22 protein-coding genes and 1 tRNA gene are annotated in these 24746 nt (G+C 69.0%); 13 read left to right on the top strand and 10 right to left on the bottom strand.

Annotated elements, in window-relative coordinates; translation table 11 throughout:
* Nucleotides 1-21 precede the first annotated feature (21 nt).
* The gene (gene ligA, locus J2754_RS12255) at nt 22-1686 is read right to left on the bottom strand and encodes an ATP-dependent DNA ligase LigA (RefSeq protein WP_211087588.1); all 1665 of its coding nucleotides are present in this window, start codon (nt 1684-1686) and stop codon (nt 22-24) included.
* Between the two features lie 110 nt (nt 1687-1796).
* Between ligA and J2754_RS12250 the strand changes: the two genes are divergently transcribed.
* Together J2754_RS12250 and J2754_RS12245 are read left to right on the top strand one after the other, a co-directional pair.
* A complete protein-coding gene (locus J2754_RS12250; RefSeq protein ID WP_188878426.1) occupies nt 1797-1970 on the top strand; it encodes a hypothetical protein in 174 nt (57 codons plus the stop codon).
* 70 nt (nt 1971-2040) lie between these two features.
* Nucleotides 2041-3597, top strand: coding sequence for a glutamate-cysteine ligase family protein (locus J2754_RS12245; protein WP_211087587.1), 1557 nt, complete (start codon nt 2041-2043; stop codon nt 3595-3597).
* Here J2754_RS12245 and J2754_RS12240 read toward each other — a convergent pair whose 3' ends face one another.
* The 3 genes from J2754_RS12240 to J2754_RS12230 form a co-directional block, all read right to left on the bottom strand.
* Complete coding sequence (locus J2754_RS12240) at nt 3598-3999, bottom strand: HIT family protein (RefSeq protein WP_188878424.1); 402 nt, start codon at nt 3997-3999, stop codon at nt 3598-3600.
* A gap of 258 nt (nt 4000-4257) precedes the next feature.
* On the bottom strand, nt 4258-4992 hold the full coding sequence (gene psmB / locus J2754_RS12235; RefSeq protein ID WP_188878422.1) for an archaeal proteasome endopeptidase complex subunit beta: 735 nt from the start codon (nt 4990-4992) through the stop codon (nt 4258-4260).
* Between the two features lie 58 nt (nt 4993-5050).
* Nucleotides 5051-5218: a hypothetical protein gene (locus J2754_RS12230; RefSeq protein ID WP_188878420.1), complete on the bottom strand. Its 168-nt coding sequence runs from the start codon at nt 5216-5218 to the stop codon at nt 5051-5053.
* A gap of 261 nt (nt 5219-5479) precedes the next feature.
* Between J2754_RS12230 and J2754_RS12225 the strand changes: the two genes are divergently transcribed.
* From J2754_RS12225 to gyrA, 4 genes are all read left to right on the top strand, one after another.
* The gene (locus tag J2754_RS12225; protein WP_188878418.1) at nt 5480-5836 is read left to right on the top strand and encodes a DUF555 domain-containing protein; all 357 of its coding nucleotides are present in this window, start codon (nt 5480-5482) and stop codon (nt 5834-5836) included.
* Between the two features lie 31 nt (nt 5837-5867).
* Nucleotides 5868-6407 carry a CBS domain-containing protein gene (locus J2754_RS12220; protein ID WP_188878417.1) on the top strand — a complete coding sequence of 180 codons (540 nt, stop codon included), beginning with the start codon at nt 5868-5870 and terminating at the stop codon, nt 6405-6407.
* 84 nt (nt 6408-6491) lie between these two features.
* A complete protein-coding gene (gene gyrB / locus J2754_RS12215; RefSeq protein WP_188878416.1) occupies nt 6492-8414 on the top strand; it encodes a DNA topoisomerase (ATP-hydrolyzing) subunit B in 1923 nt (640 codons plus the stop codon).
* Nucleotides 8411-10903 carry a DNA gyrase subunit A gene (gyrA, locus tag J2754_RS12210; protein ID WP_211087586.1) on the top strand — a complete coding sequence of 831 codons (2493 nt, stop codon included), beginning with the start codon at nt 8411-8413 and terminating at the stop codon, nt 10901-10903. Before gyrB ends, gyrA begins: the two co-directional genes overlap by 4 nt.
* 55 nt (nt 10904-10958) lie before the next feature.
* On the opposite strand, the gene rocF is transcribed toward gyrA, so the two are convergent.
* Complete coding sequence (rocF, locus tag J2754_RS12205) at nt 10959-11885, bottom strand: arginase (protein ID WP_188878414.1); 927 nt, start codon at nt 11883-11885, stop codon at nt 10959-10961.
* Between the two features lie 380 nt (nt 11886-12265).
* Between rocF and J2754_RS12200 the strand changes: the two genes are divergently transcribed.
* The 3 genes from J2754_RS12200 (at nt 12266) to J2754_RS12190 (ending at nt 15066) form a co-directional block, all read left to right on the top strand.
* Nucleotides 12266-12799 (top strand): Rrf2 family transcriptional regulator, encoded by a 534-nt coding sequence (locus J2754_RS12200; protein ID WP_188878413.1) that lies wholly within the window; start codon nt 12266-12268, stop codon nt 12797-12799.
* 84 nt (nt 12800-12883) lie between these two features.
* Entirely contained in the window at nt 12884-14050 is a 1167-nt protein-coding gene (locus J2754_RS12195; protein ID WP_211087585.1) for an NAD(P)/FAD-dependent oxidoreductase, read from the top strand.
* A gap of 104 nt (nt 14051-14154) precedes the next feature.
* Nucleotides 14155-15066: a DMT family transporter gene (locus J2754_RS12190; RefSeq protein WP_188878410.1), complete on the top strand. Its 912-nt coding sequence runs from the start codon at nt 14155-14157 to the stop codon at nt 15064-15066.
* Here J2754_RS12190 and cdd read toward each other — a convergent pair.
* From cdd to J2754_RS12175, 3 genes are read right to left on the bottom strand one after another with little or no spacing between them, the layout of a single operon-like run.
* Nucleotides 15063-15482, bottom strand: coding sequence for a cytidine deaminase (cdd, locus tag J2754_RS12185; RefSeq protein WP_483420146.1), 420 nt, complete (start codon nt 15480-15482; stop codon nt 15063-15065). The genes J2754_RS12190 and cdd overlap by 4 nt on opposite strands.
* A gap of 40 nt (nt 15483-15522) precedes the next feature.
* Complete coding sequence (locus J2754_RS12180) at nt 15523-16878, bottom strand: phosphohexomutase domain-containing protein (protein WP_211087583.1); 1356 nt, start codon at nt 16876-16878, stop codon at nt 15523-15525.
* Between the two features lie 52 nt (nt 16879-16930).
* Nucleotides 16931-17404 (bottom strand): DUF5793 family protein, encoded by a 474-nt coding sequence (locus tag J2754_RS12175; RefSeq protein ID WP_211087582.1) that lies wholly within the window; start codon nt 17402-17404, stop codon nt 16931-16933.
* A 108-nt stretch (nt 17405-17512) separates the two neighbouring features.
* Here J2754_RS12175 and J2754_RS12170 point away from each other — a divergent pair, with 108 nt between their 5' ends.
* From J2754_RS12170 to J2754_RS12155, 4 genes are all read left to right on the top strand, one after another.
* A complete protein-coding gene (locus J2754_RS12170) occupies nt 17513-19132 on the top strand; it encodes a type II/IV secretion system ATPase subunit (protein WP_211087581.1) in 1620 nt (539 codons plus the stop codon).
* Nucleotides 19133-19135: 3 nt separating this feature from the next.
* Nucleotides 19136-21244, top strand: a complete 2109-nt coding sequence (locus tag J2754_RS12165; RefSeq protein WP_211087580.1) for a type II secretion system F family protein — start codon at nt 19136-19138, stop codon at nt 21242-21244.
* 3 nt (nt 21245-21247) lie between these two features.
* A complete protein-coding gene (locus J2754_RS12160) occupies nt 21248-21901 on the top strand; it encodes a class I SAM-dependent methyltransferase (protein WP_188878404.1) in 654 nt (217 codons plus the stop codon).
* Nucleotides 21902-21947: 46 nt separating this feature from the next.
* Nucleotides 21948-22019: transfer RNA gene (locus J2754_RS12155), tRNA-Gly, on the top strand.
* Between the two features lie 385 nt (nt 22020-22404).
* Here J2754_RS12155 and J2754_RS12150 read toward each other — a convergent pair.
* Nucleotides 22405-23697, bottom strand: coding sequence for an MFS transporter (locus J2754_RS12150; RefSeq protein WP_229772835.1), 1293 nt, complete (start codon nt 23695-23697; stop codon nt 22405-22407).
* Between the two features lie 154 nt (nt 23698-23851).
* Nucleotides 23852-24679 carry an HD domain-containing protein gene (locus J2754_RS12145; RefSeq protein WP_188878402.1) on the bottom strand — a complete coding sequence of 276 codons (828 nt, stop codon included), beginning with the start codon at nt 24677-24679 and terminating at the stop codon, nt 23852-23854.
* Nucleotides 24680-24746: the final 67 nt, after the last annotated feature.

Genomic DNA, 24746 nt, shown 5'->3' with positions numbered 1-24746 from the left:
CCGCGTTCGTGACGCGGGCGTTTAGCCTTGCTTCTCGGCGAGGCGCTCGACGCGCGCCAGCGAGTCCGCGTCCGCGGGGTCCTTGTCGTCGCGGACGGCGAGGAAGCGCGGGAAGCGCAACGCGTACCCCGAGGAGTACGTCGGGGAGCGCTGGATCTCCTCGTAGCCGACTTCGAGGACGACGGCGGGGTCGATGTCGACCGTCTGGCCGTCCTCGTCGCGGACGTGTGGCGCGAGTCGGCGATCGAGGTCCGCGAGCTCCTCCTCGTCGAGGCCGGTGGCGACCTTGCCGATCGTCTCGTAGCCGTCCTCGGTCCGCGCCGAGAGGAGGAAGGTCCCGAGCGTCTCCGCGCGCCTCCCCTCGCCCCACTCCGCGCCCGTCACGACGAGGTCGAGCGTCTCGACGTCGGGCTTGCGCTTCAGCCACTGCTTGCCGCGCTTGCCGGGCGTGTACGCCGACTCGGGGTCCTTGAGCATCACGCCCTCGTGACCGGCCGCGAGGGCGCGCTCCTCGAACGCTTCGATCTCCTCGGGATCGTCGGAGACGAGGAGTTCGGAGACGGCGTCCGTGCCGCCGAGTCGATCGGCGAGCGCCTCGTGGCGGGCGAGCAGGGGGTCGTCCAGGAGGTCCGCGCCCGCGGCGTGGAGGCAGTCGAACGCCCGGAGCTCGACGCGGACCTCCTCTCGCATCCGCTCGACGTCGTGCTTCCGGCGGAAGCGCCGCAACACCTCCTGGAAGGGGCGAGGCGACCCGTCGTCGTCCACCGCCACGACTTCGCCGTCGACGATCGTCGGGACGTCGAGGTGCGCGTCGGCGAACTCGACGACCTCCGGGAGCGCGTCGGTGACGTCCGCCATGTTTCGGCTGAAGACCCGCGTCTCGTCCGCGGGGTCGTGGTGCAACTGGACGCGCGCACCGTCGAATTTGACTTCGACGGCGGCCTCGGACCACGAGTCGAGGGCGTCGGCGACACTCCCGGCCTGGGCGAGCATCGCCTTCACCGGACGGCCGATTTCGAGGTGGATGTCGTCGAGGCCGTCGGCGCCGCGATCGCGCGCCGTCTCGGCGACGAGTCCGTAGTCGTTCGACACCTGGAGGGCGCGCGCGACCGCCTCGACGGGGACGTCGAAGGCCGCCGCCACGGCGTCGCGGACCGTCCCCTCGCCGACGCCGATCCGCATCTCGCCGAGGACGAGGCGGGCGAGATAGCGCGCCTCGGCGTCCGTGTCACAGCGCGTGAGGAGGCCGAACAGCGTCGCTATCTTCTCGTCCTCGCTCCCCGCCCCCTCCGCGGCCGCGAGGCCGGCGAGGTCGTCGTACACCTCGCGGACGGAGAGGCCGTCGCCGTCCGCGTCGGTGAACGCGCCGAGGCCGCGTTGGCCACCGACGTCGTAGCTCGCCGCGACGCCGCCGATGTCGCCGGTCTCGGCGAGCCGGTCCTCGACGTCGTCGGCGTCGACGTTCGGCCCCGCGGCGCGCGCGACCGCCTCGTGACAGAGCCGCGGGCCCACGTCGAGTTTGCGCTCGCTGTACGCGGGGAACACCCGACCCTGCGCGAAGCGCGCGAGGATCGGCAGGGCGTCGCCCGCATCGGCGAACAGGTCGGCGACGAGCGCGACCGTTTCGAGATCGGCGGGCTCGGCCTCGATCTCCGTCGCGCGCGCGGCGAACTCGTCGAACTGCATTCGCCCGTGCTAGCCGGAGTGGGCACTTAACGGGCGCGGACCGCCGAGTCGGAGGGGGTGGACGGCGCGGAACCGCGGCGCTTTCGGGCCCGCGGGGCGAACGCCGGGTCATGAGCGACGACGAGTCCGACGATCTCGAAACGGCGGTTTCGAACTTCCTCGACGGTGCCGACTCCGTCTACGAGGACTACGAGCGCGGGTACACGGACGCGGACGCCGCGCTTCACGTGTTGGAGAGTCACCTCGACGACCTCCGCGCGGCCCACGAAGACGGCGACACGTAGCGGACGGGGAGCGGACGGCGCGGCGTGCGGTGCCACGTCATTCAAGTCCCGACCGCACGAAGGCATGGCCATGGCCGAATCGGAGCTCGCGCGCGACGTGCAATCGGTGCTTGCGGTGGACCCGGACGCGTTCGACGAGCGGGTTCGCGAGGACGCGGCGGTGATCAAAGCGGAGATCGAGGCGGGGACGTTCGACAATCCGCAGGCGATCGTCGGCCTCGAATACGAGTTCTACGGCGTCGCCGACGACGGGTCGCTCGCGCGCATCCCGCGTCGCGTGCTGGAGTTCGTCGGCTTCGAGAAGGAACTCGGGCTCCACAACGCCGAGATGACGGCGAGCCCCCAGCCCCTGAACGAGTACGGACTGGCCGCGCAGGAGTCGGAGGTGCGCGCGCGATTGGAGGCCGCGGCGGAGCCGATGGACGCCGAGGGGCTCCGCCTCGTGAGCGACGCGATGTGGACGATCCCCCCCGAGGGCGAGACCGCACGGGAGTACCTCACGGACAGCATCGACGACGACGGCGTCGAGATCGCCACGAACATGAGCGCCTCGACGCGCTATCACGCGATGGCGAACACGGATCACCCGGCGTCGATGGGCCTCGACGCCCCGCACGTCACCCTCGACGCGGACACGGTGATGCCCGAGGCGCTCATCACCTCGATCCAACCCCACTACCAAGTGCCACAGGCCGTCGATCTCCCGACGTACTTCCAGTACGCGGTCCGTCTCGCCGGGCCGCTCGTCGCGCTCGGCGTGAACTCGCCGTTCTACCCGCCCGATCTCTACGACGACGACGCGACACCTGAGGCGATCCTCGAAGACGGCCACGACGAGGGGCGCATCGACGTCTTCGAGGACGTCCTGAACGTCCCCGGGAAGAGCGAGAAGGTGCGTTTCCCCCGGGACTTAGAGAGCGTGCAGGACGCCGTCGACGCCGTCGTCGAGGACGCGTCCATCGTCCCGATGCCCGTCGAGACGGGCGGGCGCTTCGACGACGAGTTCGCGCACTTCCGGATGAAACACGGCACCTACTGGCGCTGGGTGCGCCCGGTCTTCGGCGGGGCCTCGCGGGAGTCCGCGAACGCCCGCATCGAGTTCCGCCCGCTGCCCGGCCAGCCGACCGTCCGGGACACGATGGCGTTCCAAGCGCTCCTCGCGGGTGCCCTGGAGGCGATGGTCGCGCGCGATCATCCCCTCTACGACCTCCCGTGGGAGACCGCGCGCGAGAACTTCTACGCCGCCGTCCGAAACGGGAGCGACGCCGAGATCACGTATCTCGGTCCGGACGGCGAGACGACGGACGCGACGGAGATGTACGCGGACCTCTTCGAGCAGGCCGAAGCCGGCCTCCGCGCCCGCGGGCTCGACGAGGAGGCGGCCGCGAAATACCTCTGGCCGCTGCGCCAGCGCGCCCGCCACGGCGTCACGCCCGCGGACTGGAAGCGAGAGCGCGTGCGCGAGAACTTAGCGGACGGCGCGTCCTTCGAGAACGCCGTCTACGACATGCAGTACGACTACCTCTCGTATCAGCGCGACACGCTCATCACCGGGAGCTTCGCGGACTGGACCGGCCGCGGCGACGAGGTCGAGGACGCGACCCACCGGAACAACCGACGCGGCTAGTCAGAGCGTCCCCCGGACGCGTTCGACGAGCGCGTCGGCGTCCGCCTCGTCGAGCGTCCCGCGATCCAGCGCGAGGTGGACGCCGTCGCCGCGGTCGCGCGGCAGGAGGTGGACGTGGGGGTGCGTGACGTCGCCGACGAGCTCCGGCGTCGTGTAGAAGACGCTGATCCCGTCGGCGTCGAGCGCGTCGCGGAGCGCGCTCCCGACCCGCTGGACGGCCGCGAAGACCGCCGTCGCCTCCCCCCGGTCGTCGAGCACGTCGCGCTCGTGGAGCGTCGGGACGACGAGCGCGTGCCCGCGGACCGCGGGGTTCGCGTCGAGGAATGCGACGACGTCGTCCGTCTCGTAGAGTCGCGGGACCTCGGCGTCGCCCGCGGCGATGTCGCAAAAGCGGCAGGCCATACAGGTGCGCACGCACGCGCCCGATAGAAAGCTTGCCGCCGCGACGGCAGGTTCGGGTTCGACGGCCGATTCGGGTGTGACGAATCGCGTCGCCGTCGGGCCGATCGCGGCGCTGGGCGAGGTAGTGCTGAGTGACGCCGTGCCACGCGGTGCTGGGCGGAATCGACGTCCCGACCGCGCGCCGGCGGCGCGGGGGAATTTTTAGTGGGGGTTTTGTGGTGACGGGTCGCCGGAGGCGACCCGAACCGTAGAAAAGTCCTAGAGCAGATCGTCGACGTCCTGGTGACCGACGATCTCGACTTCGTCCGCGGTGATCTTGGTCAGGTGGATGCCGTTACCGGACGCGGTGTCGCGCTCGCTCGCGGCCTGAATTGCCTTCGCGCCGATCTGCTCGGCCTCGTCCATCGTGAGGTCGTCCGTGTAGTTGTTTTCGAGGGTCCCGAGCGCGTAGGGCATCCCGGAGCCCTGCGCGGTGTACTTATCGGCGAGCGAGGAACCGCTCGGGTCGAGGCTGTACACGTGCGCGCCGTCCTCGTCGACGCCGCCGAGGATGGGGACGACCATGAAGAACGGGCCGCCGCGGAGGAGGTTGGACGCCATCGTGGCGAGGGCGTTGATGGACATCCGCTCGCCGCGGCGCGCCTCGTAGAGGTTCGACTCGGCCTTCAGGGTGCGGATGAAGGACTGCGCGCCCCCGACGCTCCCGGAGATGGAGAGCGCGGCGTTCTCCTGGATCTGCTCGACCTTCTGGACGTTCTTGTTAGAGACGACGCGGCCGCCGAGGCTCGCGCGCATGTCGGAGGCCATCAGCACGCCCTCGGTGGTCGTGATCCCGACGATGGTCGTGCCGGTCTTGTTGATGTTGTCCATGTCCTGCTGGCTCGCGTTGCTCTGGGGCATCTGCCCGACTTCCGGCTCGTAGGGGTTGCCGGGACCGTCGGGGAGTCGCTCTGCGTTACGCGAGAACTCGGAGGACTGACTCGGGTTATACATTGACGGTGAGTAGTCGCGGGCGACGTATAAAAGCCACCCTTCCGGCCGTTACGGACGCCTACCGCGCGCTCTCGTACGCGGCCTCGGAGCGTTCGATGAGTCGGTAGAGGGGGAGAGTGAGGCCGAGGCGACTGGCGAGCGTTGCGATCGGCAGGAGGACGAGCGCGAACGCGAGCGTGATCTGGTACTGAACCGCGGTGACGAGGCGGGCGAACGGTGAAGCCATCTGCGTAGCCGTCTCTCACTCGATGGTGGTATAAGTACTTTGTCGCTGCGGCGACGGCCGTACCCCGCTCCCCTCGTGCGATTCGCCGCACGTTCGCGTCCTGCCGTCACTCGGCGCCGCGTCGCCGCGCGCGCCGTCAGGCAGGCCGCGCCTACGCCGTCGATTCGCGTACGTTATGCGAATTATTCGGGTCACGTCCGCACGACGGTGACGGCGGCTGCCAACCACAAGACACGACTACCCGGGGAGTCTCCCGTCCGTATGAGCAACTACGTCGTGGCGATGGAAGCCGCGTGGCTGGTTCGTGACGTTGCAGAGTCGGACGACGCGATCGGCGTCGCGGTAAGCGAAGCGGGACGGCGACTGAACGATCAGGACCTCGACTACGTCGAGGTGGAGGCGGGCGTGACGGCCTGTCCGGCCTGCGGCGAACCGCTCGACGCCGCGTTCCTCGCGGCCGAGACGGCGCTCGTCGGTCTCGTACTCGAACTCACCGTGTTCAACGCCGACTCCGACGAGCACGCCTCGCGCATCGCGAAGAGCGAGGTCGGTGGGGCGCTCCGCGACGTTCCCCTCGAAGTCATCGAGGTCGTCGAGGAGCCCGAGGGCGAGGACTAACACTTATCCATAACCGCCGGTAATTACGGCTATGTACCTCCCGACGCCCCAGGACCTCCGGGAACGCCGGAACGCCCTCGGGCTGACGCAGAGCGAGCTCGCGGAGCGCGCCGGCGTGTCCCAACCGCTCATCGCGCGCATCGAGGGGGGCGACGTCGACCCGCGCCTCTCCACCCTGCGCCACATCGTCGAGGCGCTCGACGAGGCGGCGGGTGACGTCGTCCGCGGGCGCGATCTGATGCACGAGGCCGTCGTCAGCGTCGCGCCGAGCGACCGCGTCCACGACGCCGTCGAGCGGATGCAAGAGGCCGGTTACTCCCAGCTCCCGGTGATCGCTGACGGCGTCCCCGTCGGATCGATCAGCGAGGGCGACGTCGTCCACGCCGGCGGGGACATCGGCGACGATCCCGTGCGCGCCGTGATGAGCGAGTCGTTTCCGACCGTCTCCCCCGACGCGACCTTAGAGGAGATATCGAGCCTCCTCGATCACTACACGGCCGTCATCGTCACCGAGGACGGCGACACCGTCGGGATCATCACGCAGGCCGACGTCGCCGCACAGATCAGCTGAGCGGATGCGGGCGGCGCCGCGCGCCTACACGCGCGCGTGTACGAGGCTTTTATACGACCCCGGAGTCTAGGTCTACCAACGACCATGTCTGATTCAGGCGAGTACGGCGCGGGGCAGATACAGGTGCTCGAAGGCTTGGAGGCCGTTCAGAAGCGCCCGGCGATGTACATTGGCTCGACCGACGCGCGGGGGCTTCACCACCTCGTCTACGAGGTCGTCGACAACTCCATCGACGAGGCGCTGGCCGGCTACTGCGACGAGATCACCGTTACGCTCCACGACGACGGTTCGGTGAGCGTCGAGGACGACGGGCGCGGCATCCCCGTCGACACGCACGCGGAGTACGACCGGCCGGCCGTCGAGGTCATCCTCACCGTCCTCCACGCCGGCGGGAAGTTCGACAACAAGTCCTACCAGGTCTCCGGTGGACTCCACGGCGTCGGCGTCTCCGTCGTCAACGCCCTCTCGGAGCGACTGGCGGTCGTCGTCGACCGCGAGGGCGGGCGCTACCGCGAACGCTTCGAGCACGGCGAGCCCGCGAGCGACCTCGAACGGATCGGGGACGCGGACGGGACGGGCACGCTCATCCGCTTCACGCCCGACTCGGAGATCTTCGAGACGACCGAGTTCGCCTACGAGACCCTGGAGAGTCGCCTGCGCGAGCTCGCGTTCCTCAACAGCGGCGTCACGATCACGTTGCGCGACGAGCGCGAGGCGGCGGGCGAGGACGGACGCGAGACGAGCTTCCACTACGAGGGCGGCATCCGTGAGTTCGTGCGCTACCTCAACGAGTCCCGATCCCCGCTCCACGAGGACGTCATCTACCTCACGGGCGAGGATCAGGACGTGCAGGTCGAGATCGCCATGCAGGCGACGGACGACCTCCAATCCTCGACGCACGCCTTCGCCAACAACATCAACACCCGCGAGGGCGGCACGCACCTCACGGGGTTCAAGACGGCGCTGACGCGCACCGTCAACGACTACGCGAGCGCCCACGACCTCCTCACCGATCTCGACGGCGAGAACCTGAAGGGCGAGGACATCCGCGAGGGGCTGACCGCCGTCGTCTCCATCAAACATCCCGACCCGCAGTTCGAGGGGCAGACCAAGACGAAGCTCGGGAACTCGGAGGTGCGCGGGATCGTCGAGTCGACGGTCCACGAGGGGCTGGACACGTACTTCGAGGAGCACCCCGACACCGCCGAGGCCGTGATCGGGAAGGCCGTCGAGGCCGCGAAGGCCCGCAAGGCCGCGCAGAAGGCAGAGGAGCTGACGCGCCGGAAGAACGCCTTGGAGTCGGGATCGCTCCCCGGGAAGCTCGCGGACTGTCAGAGCCGCGACCCGGAGAAGTCCGAGCTGTTCATCGTGGAGGGCGACTCCGCCGGCGGGAGCGCCAAGCAGGCCCGCGACCGGGAGTTCCAGGCGGTCCTCCCCATCAAGGGGAAGATCCTGAACGTCGAGAAACACCGCCTCGATCGGGTGTTGGAGAACGAGGAGATCCGGGCGCTCATCACCGCCGCCGGCACCGGCATCGGCGAGGAGTTCGACATCGACGACCTCCGCTACGACAAGGTCATCCTGGCGACGGACGCCGACGTCGACGGCGCGCACATCCGCACGCTCCTCCTCACGTTCTTCTACCGGCACATGCGTCCGCTGTTGGAGGGCGGACACGTCTACGCGATCCAGCCGCCGCTCTACCGGATCCGGTATCGCGGCGAGACGTACGACGTGATGACGGAGGCGGAACGCGACCGCGTCGTCGAGGAGGTCTGCGACGGCAACCCGACGCAGGTCCAGCGCTTCAAGGGGCTCGGCGAGATGAACCCCGAGCAGCTCTGGGACACGTCGATCAACCCCGAGAACCGCGTGTTGAAGCAGTTCTCCGTCGAGGACGCCGCGGAGGCCGATCGGATGTTCTCCGTGCTGATGGGTGACGCCGTCGAGCCGCGCAAGCAGTTCATCCAGGATCACGCGACGGACGCGGAGTGGGTGGACATATGAGCTCGGACGCGCCCGACGTCTCCGACGACATCGCTGAGCGCGTCGAGAACGTCCGCGTCGAAGACGAGATGGAGCAGTCGTACATCGACTACGCGATGAGCGTCATCGCGGGTCGCGCGCTCCCGGACGTGCGCGACGGCCTGAAGCCGGTCCACCGGCGCATCCTCTACGCGATGCACGAGGCGGGGGTCACGAGCGGATCGGCCCACCGCAAGAGCTCCTCCATCGTCGGCGAGACGATGGGCGACTACCACCCGCACGGGGACTCGGCGATCTACGACACGCTCGTCCGGATGGCCCAGCCGTTCTCGATGCGCGAGCCGCTCGTGGACGGGCAGGGGAACTTCGGGAGCGTCGACGGCGATCCCGCGGCCGCGATGCGCTACACGGAGGCCCGGATGGCGCCGATCGCGGAGGAGCTGCTCGCGGACATCACCATGGACACCGTCGACTTCGAGCCGAACTACGACGGTCGCCTCGAAGAGCCCGCAGTCCTCCCCGCGGCGTTCCCGAACCTCCTCGTGAACGGCTCGTCCGGCATCGCGGTCGGGATGAGCACGAACGTGCCGCCCCACAACCTCGGCGAGGTGATCGACGCGACGATCCACCTCATCGAACACCCGGACTGCTCGATCCCGGACCTGATGGAGCACCTGCCCGCGCCGGACTTCCCGACGGGCGCGAACATCGTCGGACGCAGCGCCATCCGGAAGGCCTACCACACGGGTCGCGGCCGCCTGCGCGTCCGCGCCGAGTACCATATCGAGGAGGGCGAGCGCGGCGAGAGCATCGTCATCACCGAGCTCCCCTATCAGCAGAACAAGTCGCGCCTCGTCGAGCGCATCGCCGAGGACGTCAACGACGGCACGCTTGAGGGGGTCCGCGACCTCCGCGACGAGTCCGACCGCGACGGCATCCGCGTCGTCGTCGAGCTCAAATCGAACGCGAACGCGGACATCGTCGAGAACCACCTGCTGGAGTCCCACCTCGAACGGACGTTCGGCGTCATCAACCTCGCGCTCGTCGACGGCCAGCCCGAGGTGCTCTCGCTCAAGGAGACGCTCGAACACTACCTCGAACACCGAAAGACCGTCGTCCGTCGACGCTCCGAGTACGAGCTCGCCGAGGCCGAGGACCGCGCGCACATCCTCGAAGGTCGCCTGAAGGCCCTGGAGAACGCGGAAGACGTCGTCGAGACGATTCGGGGCGCGGCGGACCGCGACGGCGCGCGTACGGCCCTGGAGAGCGAGTACGGATTCAGCGGCGAGCAGGCCGCCCACATCGTCCGGATGCAGCTCGGGAGCCTCACCTCGATGGAAGCCGCGGAGATCGAAGACGAGTACGCGGAGGTCACCGCTCGGATCGAGCGCTTAGAGGAGATCCTCGGCGACGAGGACGAGCTCCTCGGCGTCATCGAGGACGAACTCCGCGAGATCAGAGACGAGTACGCGAACGAACGTCGGACGCGCGTGATCGAGGAGGCCGGCGAGGTCACGGACGAAGACCTCATCCCCGAAGAGCGCGTCGTCGTCACGCTCTCCGAGGGCGACTACATCAAGCGGACGCCCGTCGAGACGTTCAGCACGCAACACCGCGGCGGCAAGGGCGTCATCGGCGCGGACCTGAAGGAGGGCGATCGCATCTCGACGGTGTTCACCGCCTCGACGCACGACTTCCTCCTCTGCTTCACGAATCAGGGGCAGGTCTACCGGCTGAAGGTCTATCAGGTGCCGGAGATGTCCCGCACCGCGCGAGGTACCTCGGCGGTGAACGTCGTCGATCTCGACGACGACGAGGAGATCACGGCCGTCGTCACCGCCGACGACCTCGACTTCGAGGCCGACGAGGAGTACCTCACGATGGCGACGCGCGACGGCTACGTCAAGCGGACCGCTGTCTCCGAGTTCGCCAACATCCGATCGACCGGTATCCGCGCCGTGCGGCTCGAACACGGTGACGAGCTCGTCGACGTCGAGGTGACGGACGGCGAGGGCGACATCGTCGTCAGCACCGAGGAGGGGATGGCGATCCGCTTCGACGAGACCGAAGCTCGACCGATGGGGCGCTCCGCGCGCGGCGTGCGCGGTGTGAAACTCGAGGGCGGCGATCGCGTCTCCGGCGTCGCCGCCGCCCGTGAGGAGGACGAGCGAGATCTGATGACCGTCACCGAGTACGGCTACGGGAAGCGGACCGCCCTCACCGCGTACCGCCGACAGTCCCGCAACGGCAAGGGCCTCGTCGACATCAAGACCGGCCAGCGAAACGGCCGCGTCGCGAGCGTCCACACCGTCGCCGCCGGCGACGAGTTCGTCGCCATGAGCGAGGACGGCCAGATCATGCGCGCTTCCGTCTCCGAGGTATCGGAGTACGGACGTAACACGCAGGGCGTCACCGTGATGGACCTCACCGAGCACGATCGGCTCGCCGCCATCGACGTCTTCACGCCGGACGACGCCGGCGACGACGAGGACGACGAAGACGCCGAATAGCGCGCGAGCGCATCCCGCCCTTCTACGTTCGGGGGACGCGGAGAACGGAACGGAGCTAGAGCGTGCGTTTGCCGAGCGCGCTCGCGGCGAGCTCGGCGGCGATCTCCGCGGTCCGATTCGAGCGATCGAGGATCGGATTGACCTCGACGAGTTCCATCGAACGGAGGAGCCCCTCGGCGGCGTCGCGCTCGGCGACGGCTTCGAGCGCCCAGTGGGCCTCCCGGTACGTCGCCCCGCCGCGGACGGGCGTCCCGACGCCGGGCGCTTCGTTCGGGTCGAGCCAGTCGAGGTCGAAGCTGACGTGGATCCCGTCGACGCCCGCGCTCGCCACGTCGAGGGCGTCCTCGACGACGTCGCTGATCCCGCGCTCGTCGATGTCCGACATCGTGAACGCCGTGACGTCGCTCTCGTTGATCGCGCGGCGCTCGTCGGCGTCGATGTCGCGGAGGCCGACGTAGGCGACGTTCTCCTCGCGGAGACCCGGGGCGTTCGCCCACGCGAGGTCCGCGAACGAACCCTTACCGAGCGCCGCCGCGACCGGCATCCCGTGAACGTTGCCGGAGGGGCTCGTCTCCGGGGTGTTGAAATCGCCGTGCGCGTCGAACCAGATCGCGCCGATCTCGGCGTCGCGCGACGACCCGGCGAGCGAGCCGATGGCGATGCTGTGATCCCCGCCGAGGACGAGCGGGAACGCCCCTTCGTCCAACGCGCCCGCGACGGCGTCCGCGAGCGACTTCGAGACGTCGCGGGTCTCGCGGAGGAACTTCGCCCGGCCCGACGCGGGCTGTTCGCGGTTCGGATCGCGTTCCTCCGCGCGCGGCACCGCGAGGTCGCCGACGTCCGTGACCGACGCCCCGGTCGCCTCGATCCCGGCCGCGAGGTCCGCGTACCGGATGGCGGACGGCCCCATGTCGACACCGCGTCGGTTCGCGCCGTAGTCGGAGGGCGCACCGATGATCCGCACGTCTCGCGCTTGCGTCATGTGTATCCCGATGCGTGGCCGCGGGTAAAAGCCGACGGGCTCCGGCGACGCCGGCGCGCACCCGTGGTGACACGACGGGGCGTCCCGCCGGTGCGACCGCCCCGATCACCCCCCGCGGCTCGCGGACCGAGGCGGCTCGCGGGCCATCTCGACGCCGTCCGTCCGAGCGCTGTGCGTACGACACCTTCCCCGACGACCCGGTTCGTTAGGCGTCGCCCGTTCGCCAATACCCGCTCCGAGAACCGGGGCGTTGACACTCTCGTACCGCTTCGGTGGTCGCGGCCGAGTGGACGATTCTGAGCGTGTGTCGTGCGTCCACGTGTGTGGGTGGTAGTTTGGTAGTCGGGGGATTTATGCGCGCGCCAACCGTACAATGAGCAATGTCATCGATCGAACTTACGCCGAGTCAGAAGACCATTTTGCGGGCGCTCGTGGATCTCTACACGCAGCAGGACGGGGCCGTGAAAGGCGAGGACATCGCGGAAGAGGTCGATCGAAATCCGGGAACGATCCGAAACCAGATGCAGAGTCTGAAGGCCCTCCAACTGGTCGAGGGCGTCCCCGGCCCCAAAGGCGGGTACAAGCCGACTTCGAACGCTTACACGGCACTCGACGTCCAGGAACTCGACTCGGCCGCCGAGGTACCGGTGTACCACAACGGGGAGCCACACGAGGAGGCGAACGTCCAAGAGATCAGTCTCACGAGCGTCCATCACCCCGACCTCTGTCGCGCCGAGATCCACCTGCGCGGAAGCGTCCGGGACTTCCACGAGGGCGACGACGTGAGCGTCGGCCCGACGCCGCTCTCGAAGCTCGTCGTCGAGGGAACGGTCGACGGCAAGGACGACACAGGGAACGTCCTGATCCTGAAGATCGACCGGATGGAAGCCCCCGCGGAACCCCCCGAGCACTGAGCTGACTCGGCGACCGTCGATTTCGACCCTTCTCTCTCGTCGCAATCCAAAGGCTTTGTATCCCCGGCCGGCGCACGATACCGTATGGCAACACGAGTCGTCGTTCTCGGCGCCGGCTACGCGGGTGCCGGGGCGATCAATTCGCTCCAGAAGCACCTCCCGGAGCGAGCCGAGCTCACGTGGGTGGCGGAGAACGATTACCACTTCGTCCTCCACGAGTCCCATCGCATCATCCGCGACGCGGGCGTGCAGGACAAACTCACCATCCCCGTCGGCGAGATCGCCGAGCCCGAGACGGAGTTCGTCGAGGGCGAGGTCGTCGACGTGGACGTCGACGAGCGCGTCGTCCACCTCGCTGACGACACCACCGTCGACTACGACTACGTCCTCGTCGCGATCGGGTCGGAGACCGCGACGTACGGCATCGAGGGCATGGACGAGCACCCCCTCACCCTCAAGAGCCGCGCGGACGCCCTCGAGATCCACGAGCAGGTGCGCGAGGCCGCGCGCGACGCGACGCGCGACGACCCAGCACAGGTCGTCGTCGGCGGCGCGGGGCTCTCGGGCATCCAGTCCGCGGGCGAGGTCGCGGAGTTCCGCGACAGGAACCACGCGCCGATCGACGTGACGCTCGTCGAGGCGCTCCCCGAGATCTTCCCGCCGGGCAACGCGGAGATCCAGGGCGCGCTTCGCCACCGCCTCGAAGGGCGCGACATCGACATCCTGACCGACGACCCGATCACGGCCGCGACGGCCGACCACATCGAGTTCGACGAGCGCGACGACCTCGACTACGACGTCTTCCTCTGGACCGGTGGCGTCACCGGCCCCGCCGAACTCGGCGACGTCGATCTGGAGAAGGAGCACAACCGCCTGAAGGCGGGCTCGAACCTCCGAACGGAGGACGATCGGGTCTTCGCCATCGGCGACAATTCCCTCGTCGATCAGGGTGAGAACCCCGCGCCGCCGACCGCCCAGGCCGCCTGGCAGGCCGCGGACGTCGTCGGCGAGAACATCGCCGCCGCCATCGAGGGCCACCCGCTCAAGCGCTGGACGTACGAGGATCAGGGGACGCTCATCAGCATCGGCGAGGAGGCCGTCGCCCATCAGGTGTCGTTCAACGGCTTCGACAGCCCGATCGAGACGTTCGGCGGCCCCGCGGCGAAGAACCTGAAGAAGGCCGCCGCGGCCCGCTGGATCAACAAGATCACCGGCCCGAAGCGCGTCGTCGACGCGTGGAGCGTCCTGTAACGGCCGCTCACACTCGACGCGGGCGACGGAGACCGTACGCGACGCGGCCGCGTCGCGTGCCGCTTCCGACAGCTGAAAACACCACCCGATCGTAGCGACGTCTCGTGTCACGGAACCGGATCGCCGCCCTCTTCGCGTACGTCGCGCTCGCGTGGGGCGGCTCCTTCGTCGCCATCAAGGTCGGTCTGAACGCCCTCCCGGACGCCCCGGTCTTCTTCGCCGCGCTCCGACTCCTCGTCGCGGGCGTCGTCGCCGTTCCCGCGGCCGCGCTCCTCGCCGACAGCGATGACCGGTGGCTCCCGCGCTCGCGCAGCGACTTCGTCGTCGTCGGCTTCGGTGCGCTGTTCATCACGGGCGGCGCGAACGCCCTGCTCTTCGCTGGCCAGCAGTACGTCACGAGCAGCGTGAGCTCCGTCCTCTTCAGCCTCAACCCCGTCATCGCCACGGCGCTCGCGGCGATCGTCGTCCCCGAGGACGAGCTCTCGGCGAGTCAGGCCATCGGCGTCTTCCTCGGGATCCTCGGCGTCGTCGTCATCGCGCGGCCCGACCCGAGCCAGTTCGGCGGCGCGCACACGCTCGGTGAGGTCCTCCTGCTCGGCGCGGCGATCTGCGTCGCCGTCGGGAGCGTCGGGAGCCAGCGTTTCCCGGCGGACATCGACACGGTCGCGAGCACGTCGTGGGCGCTCCTCTGTGGCGGGATCGGCCTCGCCGCGACGGCGTGGGCACTCGGCGAGCCGCTCACTCTCGGTGCCGCCGGTCCGACCTTCTACTGGTCGCTCGCGTATCTGGCGATCGCCGCGACCGCGATCGCGTACGTCGCGTACTTCACGCTGATCGCGGAGATCGGCGCGGCCAGAACGACGCTCGTCTCCTACTTCGTCCCGATCGTCACCGCGGTCGTGAGCGTCCTCTTCCTCGACGAGCCGCTGACGCTCCCGCTCGTCGGCGGCTTCGCGCTCATCGTCTGCGGGTTCCTCCTCGTCAACCGACGCGTCGTCGCCCGACTGCTCGCCTAGTCGAGGTTCGCGGCGGTGATCGTGTCCGGCAGCAGGACGCCGAGCTCGTGGCGCTCGACGCCGTCTCCGGTGTCGCAGTAGATCGGGAGGTCGTCGTCGCAGAACTCGACGAGCGTCTGCCGACACATCCCGCAGGGCGTCACGCCGTCGCGGGCGCCCGAGGAGACGGCGAGCGCGTCGAACGCGTCGTGGCCGTTTTTCACGGCGTCACCGAGCGCGACCTCCTCCGCGTGCAGGCTGTTCGAGTAGTTCGCGTTCTCGACGTTACAGCCGACGTACACCGTTCCGTCGGCGGTTCGGAGCGCGGCGCCGACCGGGTAGTCGGAGTAGGGGACGTGAGCGTTCTCGCAGGCGTCGCGGGCGGCGTCGAGCAGCGCGTCGACTGACATAACTACGATATCGGGCGACGCCGACAAAAGCGTCGCGCGGTCCGACGACGGGACGGGTAGTCCTCGACTACGTCGCGTCCGAGATTGCGTCCGCGACGACCGCGCGCACGTCCGCGACGAGCGCGTCGACGTCCTCGCTCTCGGCGTAGATTCGGACGTAGGGCTCCGTTCCGGACGGACGCACGAGCGTCCACGCGTCGTCGGGGAGCGTGAGGCGGACGCCGTACTCCGTCTCGACGTCCGCGTCGGGGAACGCCGCCGGGAGCGTCTCCTCGAGAGCGGCCATCGCGTCCGCCTTGGCGTCGTCCGGACACTCGACCGAGACCTTCCGATAGGGGCGTTCGGTCACGGGCGCGCGGAGGGTCACGAGGTCGCCGGCGTCGGCGACGAGACGCGCGAACACCGCCGCGGAGGCGACGCCGTCGATCCACCCGCCGAACGCCGGATGGACGTGTTTCCACGGCTCGGCCGCGAAGACGACGTCGCCACCGGCCTCGCGGGCGGCCGCGATCCCCTCGTGGAGCGCACCGAGGCGGACGCGTTCGGTTCGCCCGCCGGCCGCGCGGACGCGCTCGTCGATCCGCGCGGAGGCGTTCGGCGTCGTCACGACCATGGGGTCGTCGGCGTCGCTCGCGCGCGTGTAGTGCTCGGCGAGCACCGCGAGCACGGTGTCCTCGTGGACGATGTCGCCGTCGCCGGCGACGACGACGATCCGATCCGCGTCGCCGTCGTGCGCGAGGCCGATATCCGCGCCGCCGTCGGCGACGACCCCTCGGAGGTCGCTGACCGTCTCGGGCGTCGGCTTGCTCGGCCGTCCCGGGAAGTGCCCGTCGACGTTGGCGTTCAGCGCCGTGACAGTCGCGCCGAGCGCACGCAGGACCTGCGGGACCGCGCGCGCGGCCATCCCGTTCCCGCAGTCGCAGGCGACGCGGAGCCCGTCGAGGGGCGCGCCGTGGCCGCGGGCGTAATCGACGACTGCCGTGCGGTAGTCATCGAGGACGTCGACGCGCTCGCGCGACCCCCACGCGTCCCACGCGACGGGACCCTCGTCGGCCGCGACGCCCGACTCGATCGCCGACTCGGCGTCGTCGCCGTACTCGACGCCGTCCGCGAAGAGCTTGATGCCGTTGTCCGCCGGCGGGTTGTGCGAGGCGGTGAGCATGACGCCGTGGCGGCCGCGCGAGGCCCACGCGAGGGCGGGCGTCGGTACCCGTCCGACGACCCGGACGTCCGCGCCGGCGGATTCGAGACCGGCGACCATCGCCGCTTCGAGGGCGTCGCCCGTCTCGCGGCCGTCGCGGCCGACGACGAACGCGTCGGAGCCGACGCGCCGACCGGCCGCGCGACCGACGGCGAGGGCGAGTTCCGGCGTCACACGGTGACGCGCGCTCCCGCGGATACCCGCGGTGCCGAAGAGGTCCATACGGGGGAGTGGCGGCGCCGTGGAGAAAGGCCTATGGTTCGGTTCGCTTCGACTACAGCTCGACGCCGCCCGGGATGAGGCTGCGGCTGCGCAGGAGGTCGCCGTCCTCGCTGTAGACGAGGAAGGTCTCCTTCTCGTAGGCGCGCACGGGCTCGCCGTCGACGGCGACGACGACGCGATAGCCGCCGTCGTCGGTCTCCGAGCGTTCGCCGTACGTGCGCGCGGCCCGGACGAACCGGAGCACGTCGTCGGCGTCCTCGTCCAGTTCGAGGAGGAGGCCGCCGGTGACTCGATCCGTGACGGCGACGACGCCCGTCGTCGTGGGATCGTCGGGGTCTCCCTGCAAACGGAGCGTTACGTCGGTCTCGTCGGCATCGAGCGCCTGCTCCTCGGGGCCGGTGAGTCGTTCGTCGAGATCGGTTCGTGAGCCGTCGAAGTCGATGGTGACCGTCGGCCGCTGCGGGTCGCCGCCCGTCTCCACCCACTCCACGTCGCTGACGTCGAGCGTGAAATCCTCGCGCCGCATCTGAGTACGCTCTACGGTACGGTGTCCCACGACTTGAACGTGACGCCGCGATTCCGCGTGCGGACAACTTTTTACCTGCCGGCGGTGTGGTTGTCGGGTAGAGCCTCGATGTCCAGTCAGTTTCCCGACTCGGTCTCGGGCCGCGTCGAGCGGTTGCAGTGGCGTCTCGCCCGAACGGTCGAGGTGCTCCGCGGTTCGACGGTCCCCGCCGAGGACTACCGACCGGCGGACCACGATCCCCTCGTCACGTTCGACGGGCTGGAGGGGTACGAGGAGGTGGACCGCTACTGGGTCAACGCCCCGTACGCGTTCGTCTGGGTCGGGTACGACGACGAGGCCAACGAACACCGATACCACGTCGTCGAACCCGACCTCGACGACGTCGAGCGCGACCTCCTCTCGAACCTCTTCGCCGACGTCCGCGACACGCTCGTCTACGACGCCGAATACGACCCCGACGAGGCCGAATCCGTCCTCCGGGATCGGACCCGTGAGCTCTTAGAGGAGTACGGCGCGGACGTCACTCCCGAGACCTTCCACCGGCTCTTTTACTACCTCCACCGGGCGTTCGAGGGGTACGACCAGCTCGACCCGGTGATGCACGACGACCACGTCGAGGACATCTCCTGCGACGGGTACGAGATCCCGCTGTTCGTCTATCACGACCGCTATACCGACATCGAGACGAACATCTCCTACGAGCGCGAGGAGCTCGACAACTTCGTCGTCCGCCTCGCCCAGCAGTCGGGTCGCCACATCAGCGTGGGCGATCCCGTGACGGAGACGACGCTCCCCGACGGCTCGCGGGCCGAGCTCGCACTCGGCGAGGAGGTGACGCCGCGCGGGTCGGCGTTCACCATCCGCCAGTACTCGGAGGAGCCATTCACGCCCGCGACGCTCGTCGACTACGAGACGTTCGACCTCGATCAGATGGCGTACCTCTGGCTCGCCATCGAGTCCAACAAGAGCCTGCTGTTCGCCGGCGGGACGGCGTCGGGGAAGACGACGAGCATGAACGCCGTCTCGATGTTCGTCCCGCCGCGCTCGAAGGTGCTCACCATCGAGGACACCCGCGAGCTCACCCTCTACCACGACAACTGGCTCTCCTCCGTGACGCGCGAGAGCCTCGGGGAGAACTCGGACATCACGATGTACGACCTGCTGCGCTCCGCGCTGCGCCACCGCCCCGAGTACATCATCGTCGGCGAGGTGCGCGGGGAGGAGGCGATGACGCTGTTCCAGGCGATGAACACCGGCCACACGACGTACTCGACGATGCACGCCGACAGCGTCCAGACCGCGATAAATAGGTTGGAAAACGACCCGATCAACGTCCCGCGGGCGATGATCCAGAGCCTCGACATCCTCTGCGTCCAGACGCTCACCTACGTCGGCGACGAGCGCGTCCGGCGCAACCGCGTCATCGCCGAGATCGAGGGGATCGATCAGCGGACCGGCGACCTCGACTACTCGACGGCGTTCGAGTGGGACGCGGGGAGCGATCGCTTCGTGCAACACGACAGCGCCGTCCTCGACGAGATCCGCGCCGATCGCGGCTGGGGGCGCTCCGAACTCCTGCGCGAACTCCGCAACCGCAAGCGCGTCCTGCGCTATCTCGTCGAGCGCGACGTCACGGACTACCGGGAGTTCACCGCCCTCGTCAACGAGTACTACGCGGACCCCGAAGCGGTCGTCGAGCGCGTCGATCGCCACCTCGAAACGGAGTGAGCCGTGCTGGAGTACCTCCCGCTCGCCGTCGGTAGCGTCCTCCTCGTCGGTCTCGCCTGCGTCCCGTTGAGCGACACGGTCGAACGACTGATGCGACGCCTCGCCATCGGCCTGTTCGGCTCGCTCGCCCGCTCGCGCCAGCGCGTGAATCAGGGACACGTCCGCTCGCTCCGTGCCGCACACGTCTCCCGACCGTACGCGGCGTACGCGTCCGTCACCTACCTCTACACGAGCGTCGCGCTCGTCATCGGCAGCGTCTTCGGCCTCTATCTCGGCGTCGCGGCTCTCCTCCTCCTCGACGTCGCCGCCGCCCGACTGAGCACGACGGTCCCGATCGCCGCGTCGTTCTCCCCGGTCGAGCTGTTCGCGGTCGTCGCGCTCGCAGGCGTCGGCGTCGGCCTGCTCGCGGGCGTGAGCGCGTACCAGTACCGGTGGTACCTCCCGCAGTACAGGGCGGGCGAGCGCGAGCGCTTCATCGACAACACCCTCCAGCGCAACATCGCGTTCATGTTCGCGCTCTCGCGCTCCGGGATGGGGTTCACGAAGATCCTGCGGATCCTCTCGGGCAACCAGCACGTCTACGGCGAGACCGCCGCCGAGTTCGGCGTCACCGTCCGCGACATCGACCTCTTCGGCGCGGACGTCATCAGCGCGCTGCGCCGGACCGGCCGGCGGACCCCGAGCGAGGAGCTCCAAGAGTTCGTCGAGAACCTGACGAGCGTCCTCCAGTCGGGGCAGAGCGTCAGCGTCTTCCTACGCAACGAGTACGACCAGTACAAAGAAGAGGCCGAAAGCGACCAGCAACGCTTCCTCGAACTGCTCTCGACGCTCGCCGAGGGGTACGTCACCGTCTTCGTCGCCGGTCCGCTCTTCCTCATTACCATCCTCGTCGTCATCGGCCTCGTCTCCGGCGGGACGCTGGACTTCCTCCGCGCGTTCACCTACCTGATCCTCCCGCTGGCGACGCTGGGGTTCGTCGTCTACCTCGATACGATCACGAGCGACACGCAGGGCGGGAACGGCGAGCAGGAGGCCACGGTGCGCTACGACTACGTCACCCGGACGCCCGACGAGGTCAGCACCGCGGCCGACGGCGGCGTCGCGGCCCGAGCGATCGAGTCGGACGGCGTCACGACCGCCGCGCGAAATCGCGCGCGCCTCCGTGCCTACAACGCCCTCGCTCCGATCCGGTACGCGCTCACGCATCCGATCGAGACGGTCACCGAACGCCCGGTCTGGCTCCTCGCCCTCACCGCCCCGCTCGCCGTGCTCTCGATCGCCGTCCGCTGGGGGCTCACGCTCGCCGAGCGTGAGCTCTCGCTCCTCGCGCTCGCCCGCCCCGCGACCCTCGAAACCCTCCTCCCGGTGTTCGACGACGCCGTCGTGCAGGCGCTGCTCTTCGTCATCGGGACGTTCGCGGTCGTCTGGGAGATCCGAAAGCGCCGACTGGAGGCCGTCGAGCGCGCCGTCCCCGACTTCCTCGATCGGCTGGCGAGCACGAACGAGGCCGGGATGCCGATCGTCGCCAGCATCGAACGCGTCGCCCGCGGGGACCTCGGCGGCCTGAACGAAGAGGTCGACCGGACGTGGACGGACCTCCGCTGGGGCGCGCCGGTCGAGGCCGCGCTCAAGCGCTTCGAGACCCGGGTTCGAACGCCGATGATCACCCGCGTCGTCACGCTCACGACGAACGCGATGAGCGCGACGAGCGATCTCGCTCCCGTCCTCCGGATCGCCGCCGACGAGGCCCAATCGACGCAGCGCCTCAAGCGCGAACGCCGGAACGAGCTCGTCACCTACCTCGTCGTCATCTACCTCGCGTTCTTCGTCTTCATCGCCATCATCGTCGCGCTCGACACCATCTTCGTCCCCGCGATCCCGACCGCCGATCAGTTCGCCGGTCCCGCCGGCCAGTCGCTCGGGAGCATCGGGCAACTCACCGAGGAGAAGAAGGCCGCCTACAGCCTCCTCTTCTTTCACACCGCCCTCGTCCAAGCCGTCTGCTCGGGGTTCGTCGCCGGGCAGATGAGCGAGACGGACATCCGCTCGGGCGCGAAACACGCCTTCATCATGCTCGTCATCGCCTACGGCGTCTTCCTATTCTCGGCCTGATCCATGCCCGATCCACCCACCCCGACCGGCGATCCCGCCCCGCACCGCGTCTACGACCGCATCGCCGCGCACTTCTCCGAGACCCGCGCGCACCCGTGGCCCGACGTCGCCGACTTCGTCGCGGAACGCGAGGGAGCACGCGGGCTCGACCTCGGCTGCGGCAACGGTCGGCACGCTGAGCTCCTCGTCGAGCAGTGCGAGACCGCGATCGGCGTCGACGCCAGCGCGGGCCTCCTCGCTGAGGCGCGAGCGCGCGCCGCCGAGAGGGGATACGCCGACGCGCTCGCGCTCGTCCGCGGCGACGCCCGACGCGTCCCGCTCGCCGCCGAGACGATCGACCTCGCCGTCTACGTCGCCACGCTCCACCACCTCCCGAGTCGAACGGCGCGCGTCGCCAGCCTCGACGAGCTCGCGCGCGTCCTCGCACCCGGTGGCGAGGCGCTCGTGAGCGTCTGGAGCACGACCCACGAGCGCTTCGCGGAGGACGAGGGCTTCGACACGACCGTCGAGTGGACGCTCCCCGGTGGCGACGTCGAGGGACGCTTCTACCACATCTACGACCCCGCGGAGTTCCGCGCCGACCTCGACGCGTCGGCGCTCGGCGTCGTCGACGTCTCCGAGTCCCGGGGAAACTCCTACGCCGTCGTCACGTCGTGAAAGGAAACCGTCTTTAGCGACCGACGAGAAGATGGGAGCGAAGCCAGCACCGATGGTCTAGTGGCTAGGACCTGAGCCTTCCAAGCTCATGGCCCGGGTTCAAATCCCGGTCGGTGCATCTCGCGGCTCACTGTCCGTACCACATCGGAGTCTCGACTCTCCAGTGTGGTACTCGCTCCGTTCGTACCTCTCCTCTGGGCGTTTCCGACACCGCGGTTCCGGCAGATGGACGGAGGTATCACTCTCTCACCGACTCCGATGAGTATGGTGTCTCCTACGATCGGATTGGGCGGAAAGTTCCTCTTCGTCGCACTCTCGGGGGCCGTCGTCGCGTACCCCGGGACGCGTTCGCCGGGATCCGGGCCGTCTTCTTCCTCGCGGCCGGGCTGGTCTCGGTTTTCGGAACGGCGTGGGCGATCACGCCGACCGTTCGCGGTATGCTGATCGACCGGGAAACCGCCGCGGGCGAAGCGAACTAACGGGAAGCCGACGAGCGCCTCTCGTCAGCCCGCCCCCGCCCGCGCTCCGCCCATCACGTGGTGGCCGTAGCGGTACATGAGGAAGAAGCCGGCGCTGGCGACGAGGATGAAGGCGGCGGCGGTCCAGAAGGCGATGGCCATCCCGTACCCGTCCTTGATCGCGCCGACGGCGACGGGGCCGACGACCTGTCCGACCTTCCACGAGAGAGAGCGCAGGCTCATGGCGGAGGCGACGGAGTCGAGGCGCTCGCCCTCCTCGACGAAGAGCGACATGCTCGCGGGGAGGCGGATGCTGTCGGCGACGCCGATGATCCCGTAGGCGACGAACATCGTGAGAAAAGCGCCGTCGAGGCCGATCGTGTGGCCGAGTGCACTAATGTCGAACGCGGGGAGGAGCGCTTGAGCGGGGCGCGCGAGGGGGATGAGCGCGGTTCCGAGGGCGTACGTCAGCGCGCCGCCGAGGACGAAGTACTGCTCGTTGCCGAGGCGGTCCGTGAGATCGCCCATCCACCCCTGAAGGAGCGCCTTGATCAGCTTCCCGCCGGCGAGCAGGAGGCCGATGGCGAACGCGGAGACGCCGAACTCGGTCCGGGCGTAGATGGGCAAGAAGAGGATGACCGCCATCTTCCCGACGCTGAAGGCGAAGCGGAAGGTGACGAGGGAGTTGACCATCGGGCGCGCGAGGAGGTCGCGGAAGGTCTCGATGCCGCCGGCCTCCTCGGGGTCCATCGTGCCGCCGGGGTCGTCGCGGAGGTAGAGGTAGACGAGGCCGAAGGCGACGAGCGTGACGCCGGAGAGGAGGACGAACGTGACCGACGTCTCGAAGGTGTAGAGGAGCGCGCCGCCGACGAGGTCGCCGACGAAACTGGAGAAGGCGGCGACCTGGTTGTACGAGCCGAGCCAGCGCCCGCGCTCGCCGTCGGGGCTGATCTCGCCGACGACGCTGGAGCCCGTGATCCAGAGGACGCTCGAACCGAGCCCCTGTAGCATCCGGACGAGGATCACGTCGATGGCGTTCGAGACGAAGATGAAGCCGACGAACGTGGCGACGTTGACGAGGAGGCCGACGAGGAGGAAGCGCTTCGCGTTCCGGGTGTCGACGAGGCGGCCGAGGGGGAGGACGATGAGGAGCTGGACGGCGGCGAACGCGGTTCCGAAGAGCCCCTCGACGAACCCGGTCGTGCCGAAGGCGTCCGCGAACAGCGCGATGGCGATGAGGATCGTCGAGTACGCCTGCGCGCGGGCGAACGCGGTCCCGGAGAGGGCGATGAACTCGCGGTCGGCGAAGACGCCGAGCCGGCCGTCGGTCGTGGACACGTGGTGGCAGCTTATCGCGCTGGCGGGCATAAACGACCCGACACGCGGACGACGCGAGAACGGAAGGGGGAACAGACCGTGCGGACGAGGATGCGAGGATTGGGGACGTGGGAACGGCCGGAACCGCCGCGTCGTCCGCGTCTCGCGCGTCTCCTCAGAGCTCGATCCGCTCGACGAGCTGGTCGTCGTCGCTGCCGACGTTCACCGCGACGATGCGGATGTCGGATTCGAGGGTCGACTCGTGGAGTTTCTCCTTCAGGAGGTTGTCGACCTGGTAGACGCCCGCGGCGTTCCGCATCCGGATCTCGACGAGGACGGGCACGTCGTCGCCCGATCGGAGCGTCACGGACTCGATCGCCTGACTCGAGATCGTGTTGATGCCGCGCCCGCCGCGCTCGTAGGGGATGCGCGAGCGCCCGCGCTCCATATCGAGGCCGTCCGCGACGCGGATCACGCCCGCCTCGCGCGTCAGGGGCTTTTCCTCCGTGTGGTGACAGAGGATCGCGTGGAGCACCTCGGACTTCACGCGGACGGCGTCTGCGGTGTCGTAGAACTCCGGGAGGAGGCGATCCAGGACGTCGGCCGCGAGCGGAATCGACCAGTAGGCGTGCTCGTCTCGGTGCACGACGTGACCGATGTCGTGGAGGGTCGCGGCGAGCGCGACGATGACCGGCTCGTCCGCCTCGTCGAGGCCCTGGTCGGCCGCGCCGTTGAACTCGACGTCGCCGCGCTTGAGTAGGTCGTAGAGGCGCAACGCGCGGTTTCGGACGATCTCGACGTGTTTCGCCCCGTGATCGTTGTACCCCTTGCGCGTGACGGGGTTGACGTTCTGGGCGTCGAGGAGCGCGGTGATCTCGGGGTCCTCGCGGACGACGGCGAGGACGTCGTTGAGTCGCTCGTCCGGGAAGGCGTGCTCGGCCTCGGGGTCGTACTCGCGGAGTCCGCCGGACCCGTCGGCGTCGGGGAAGTCGCTGTCGCTCATGTGTGGACGTGCGACCGGACGCGCTAAAAAGACGGTGGGGTCGGGTCGGTGTGCCGGCGTGTCCGCG

It is taken from the genome of Halarchaeum nitratireducens (assembly GCF_017874695.1).
GTDB classification, from domain to species: Archaea; Halobacteriota; Halobacteria; order Halobacteriales; family Halobacteriaceae; genus Halarchaeum; species Halarchaeum nitratireducens.
Note: the sequence above shows the minus strand (reverse complement) of the source record. Positions and strands in the feature narration are given on the sequence as shown.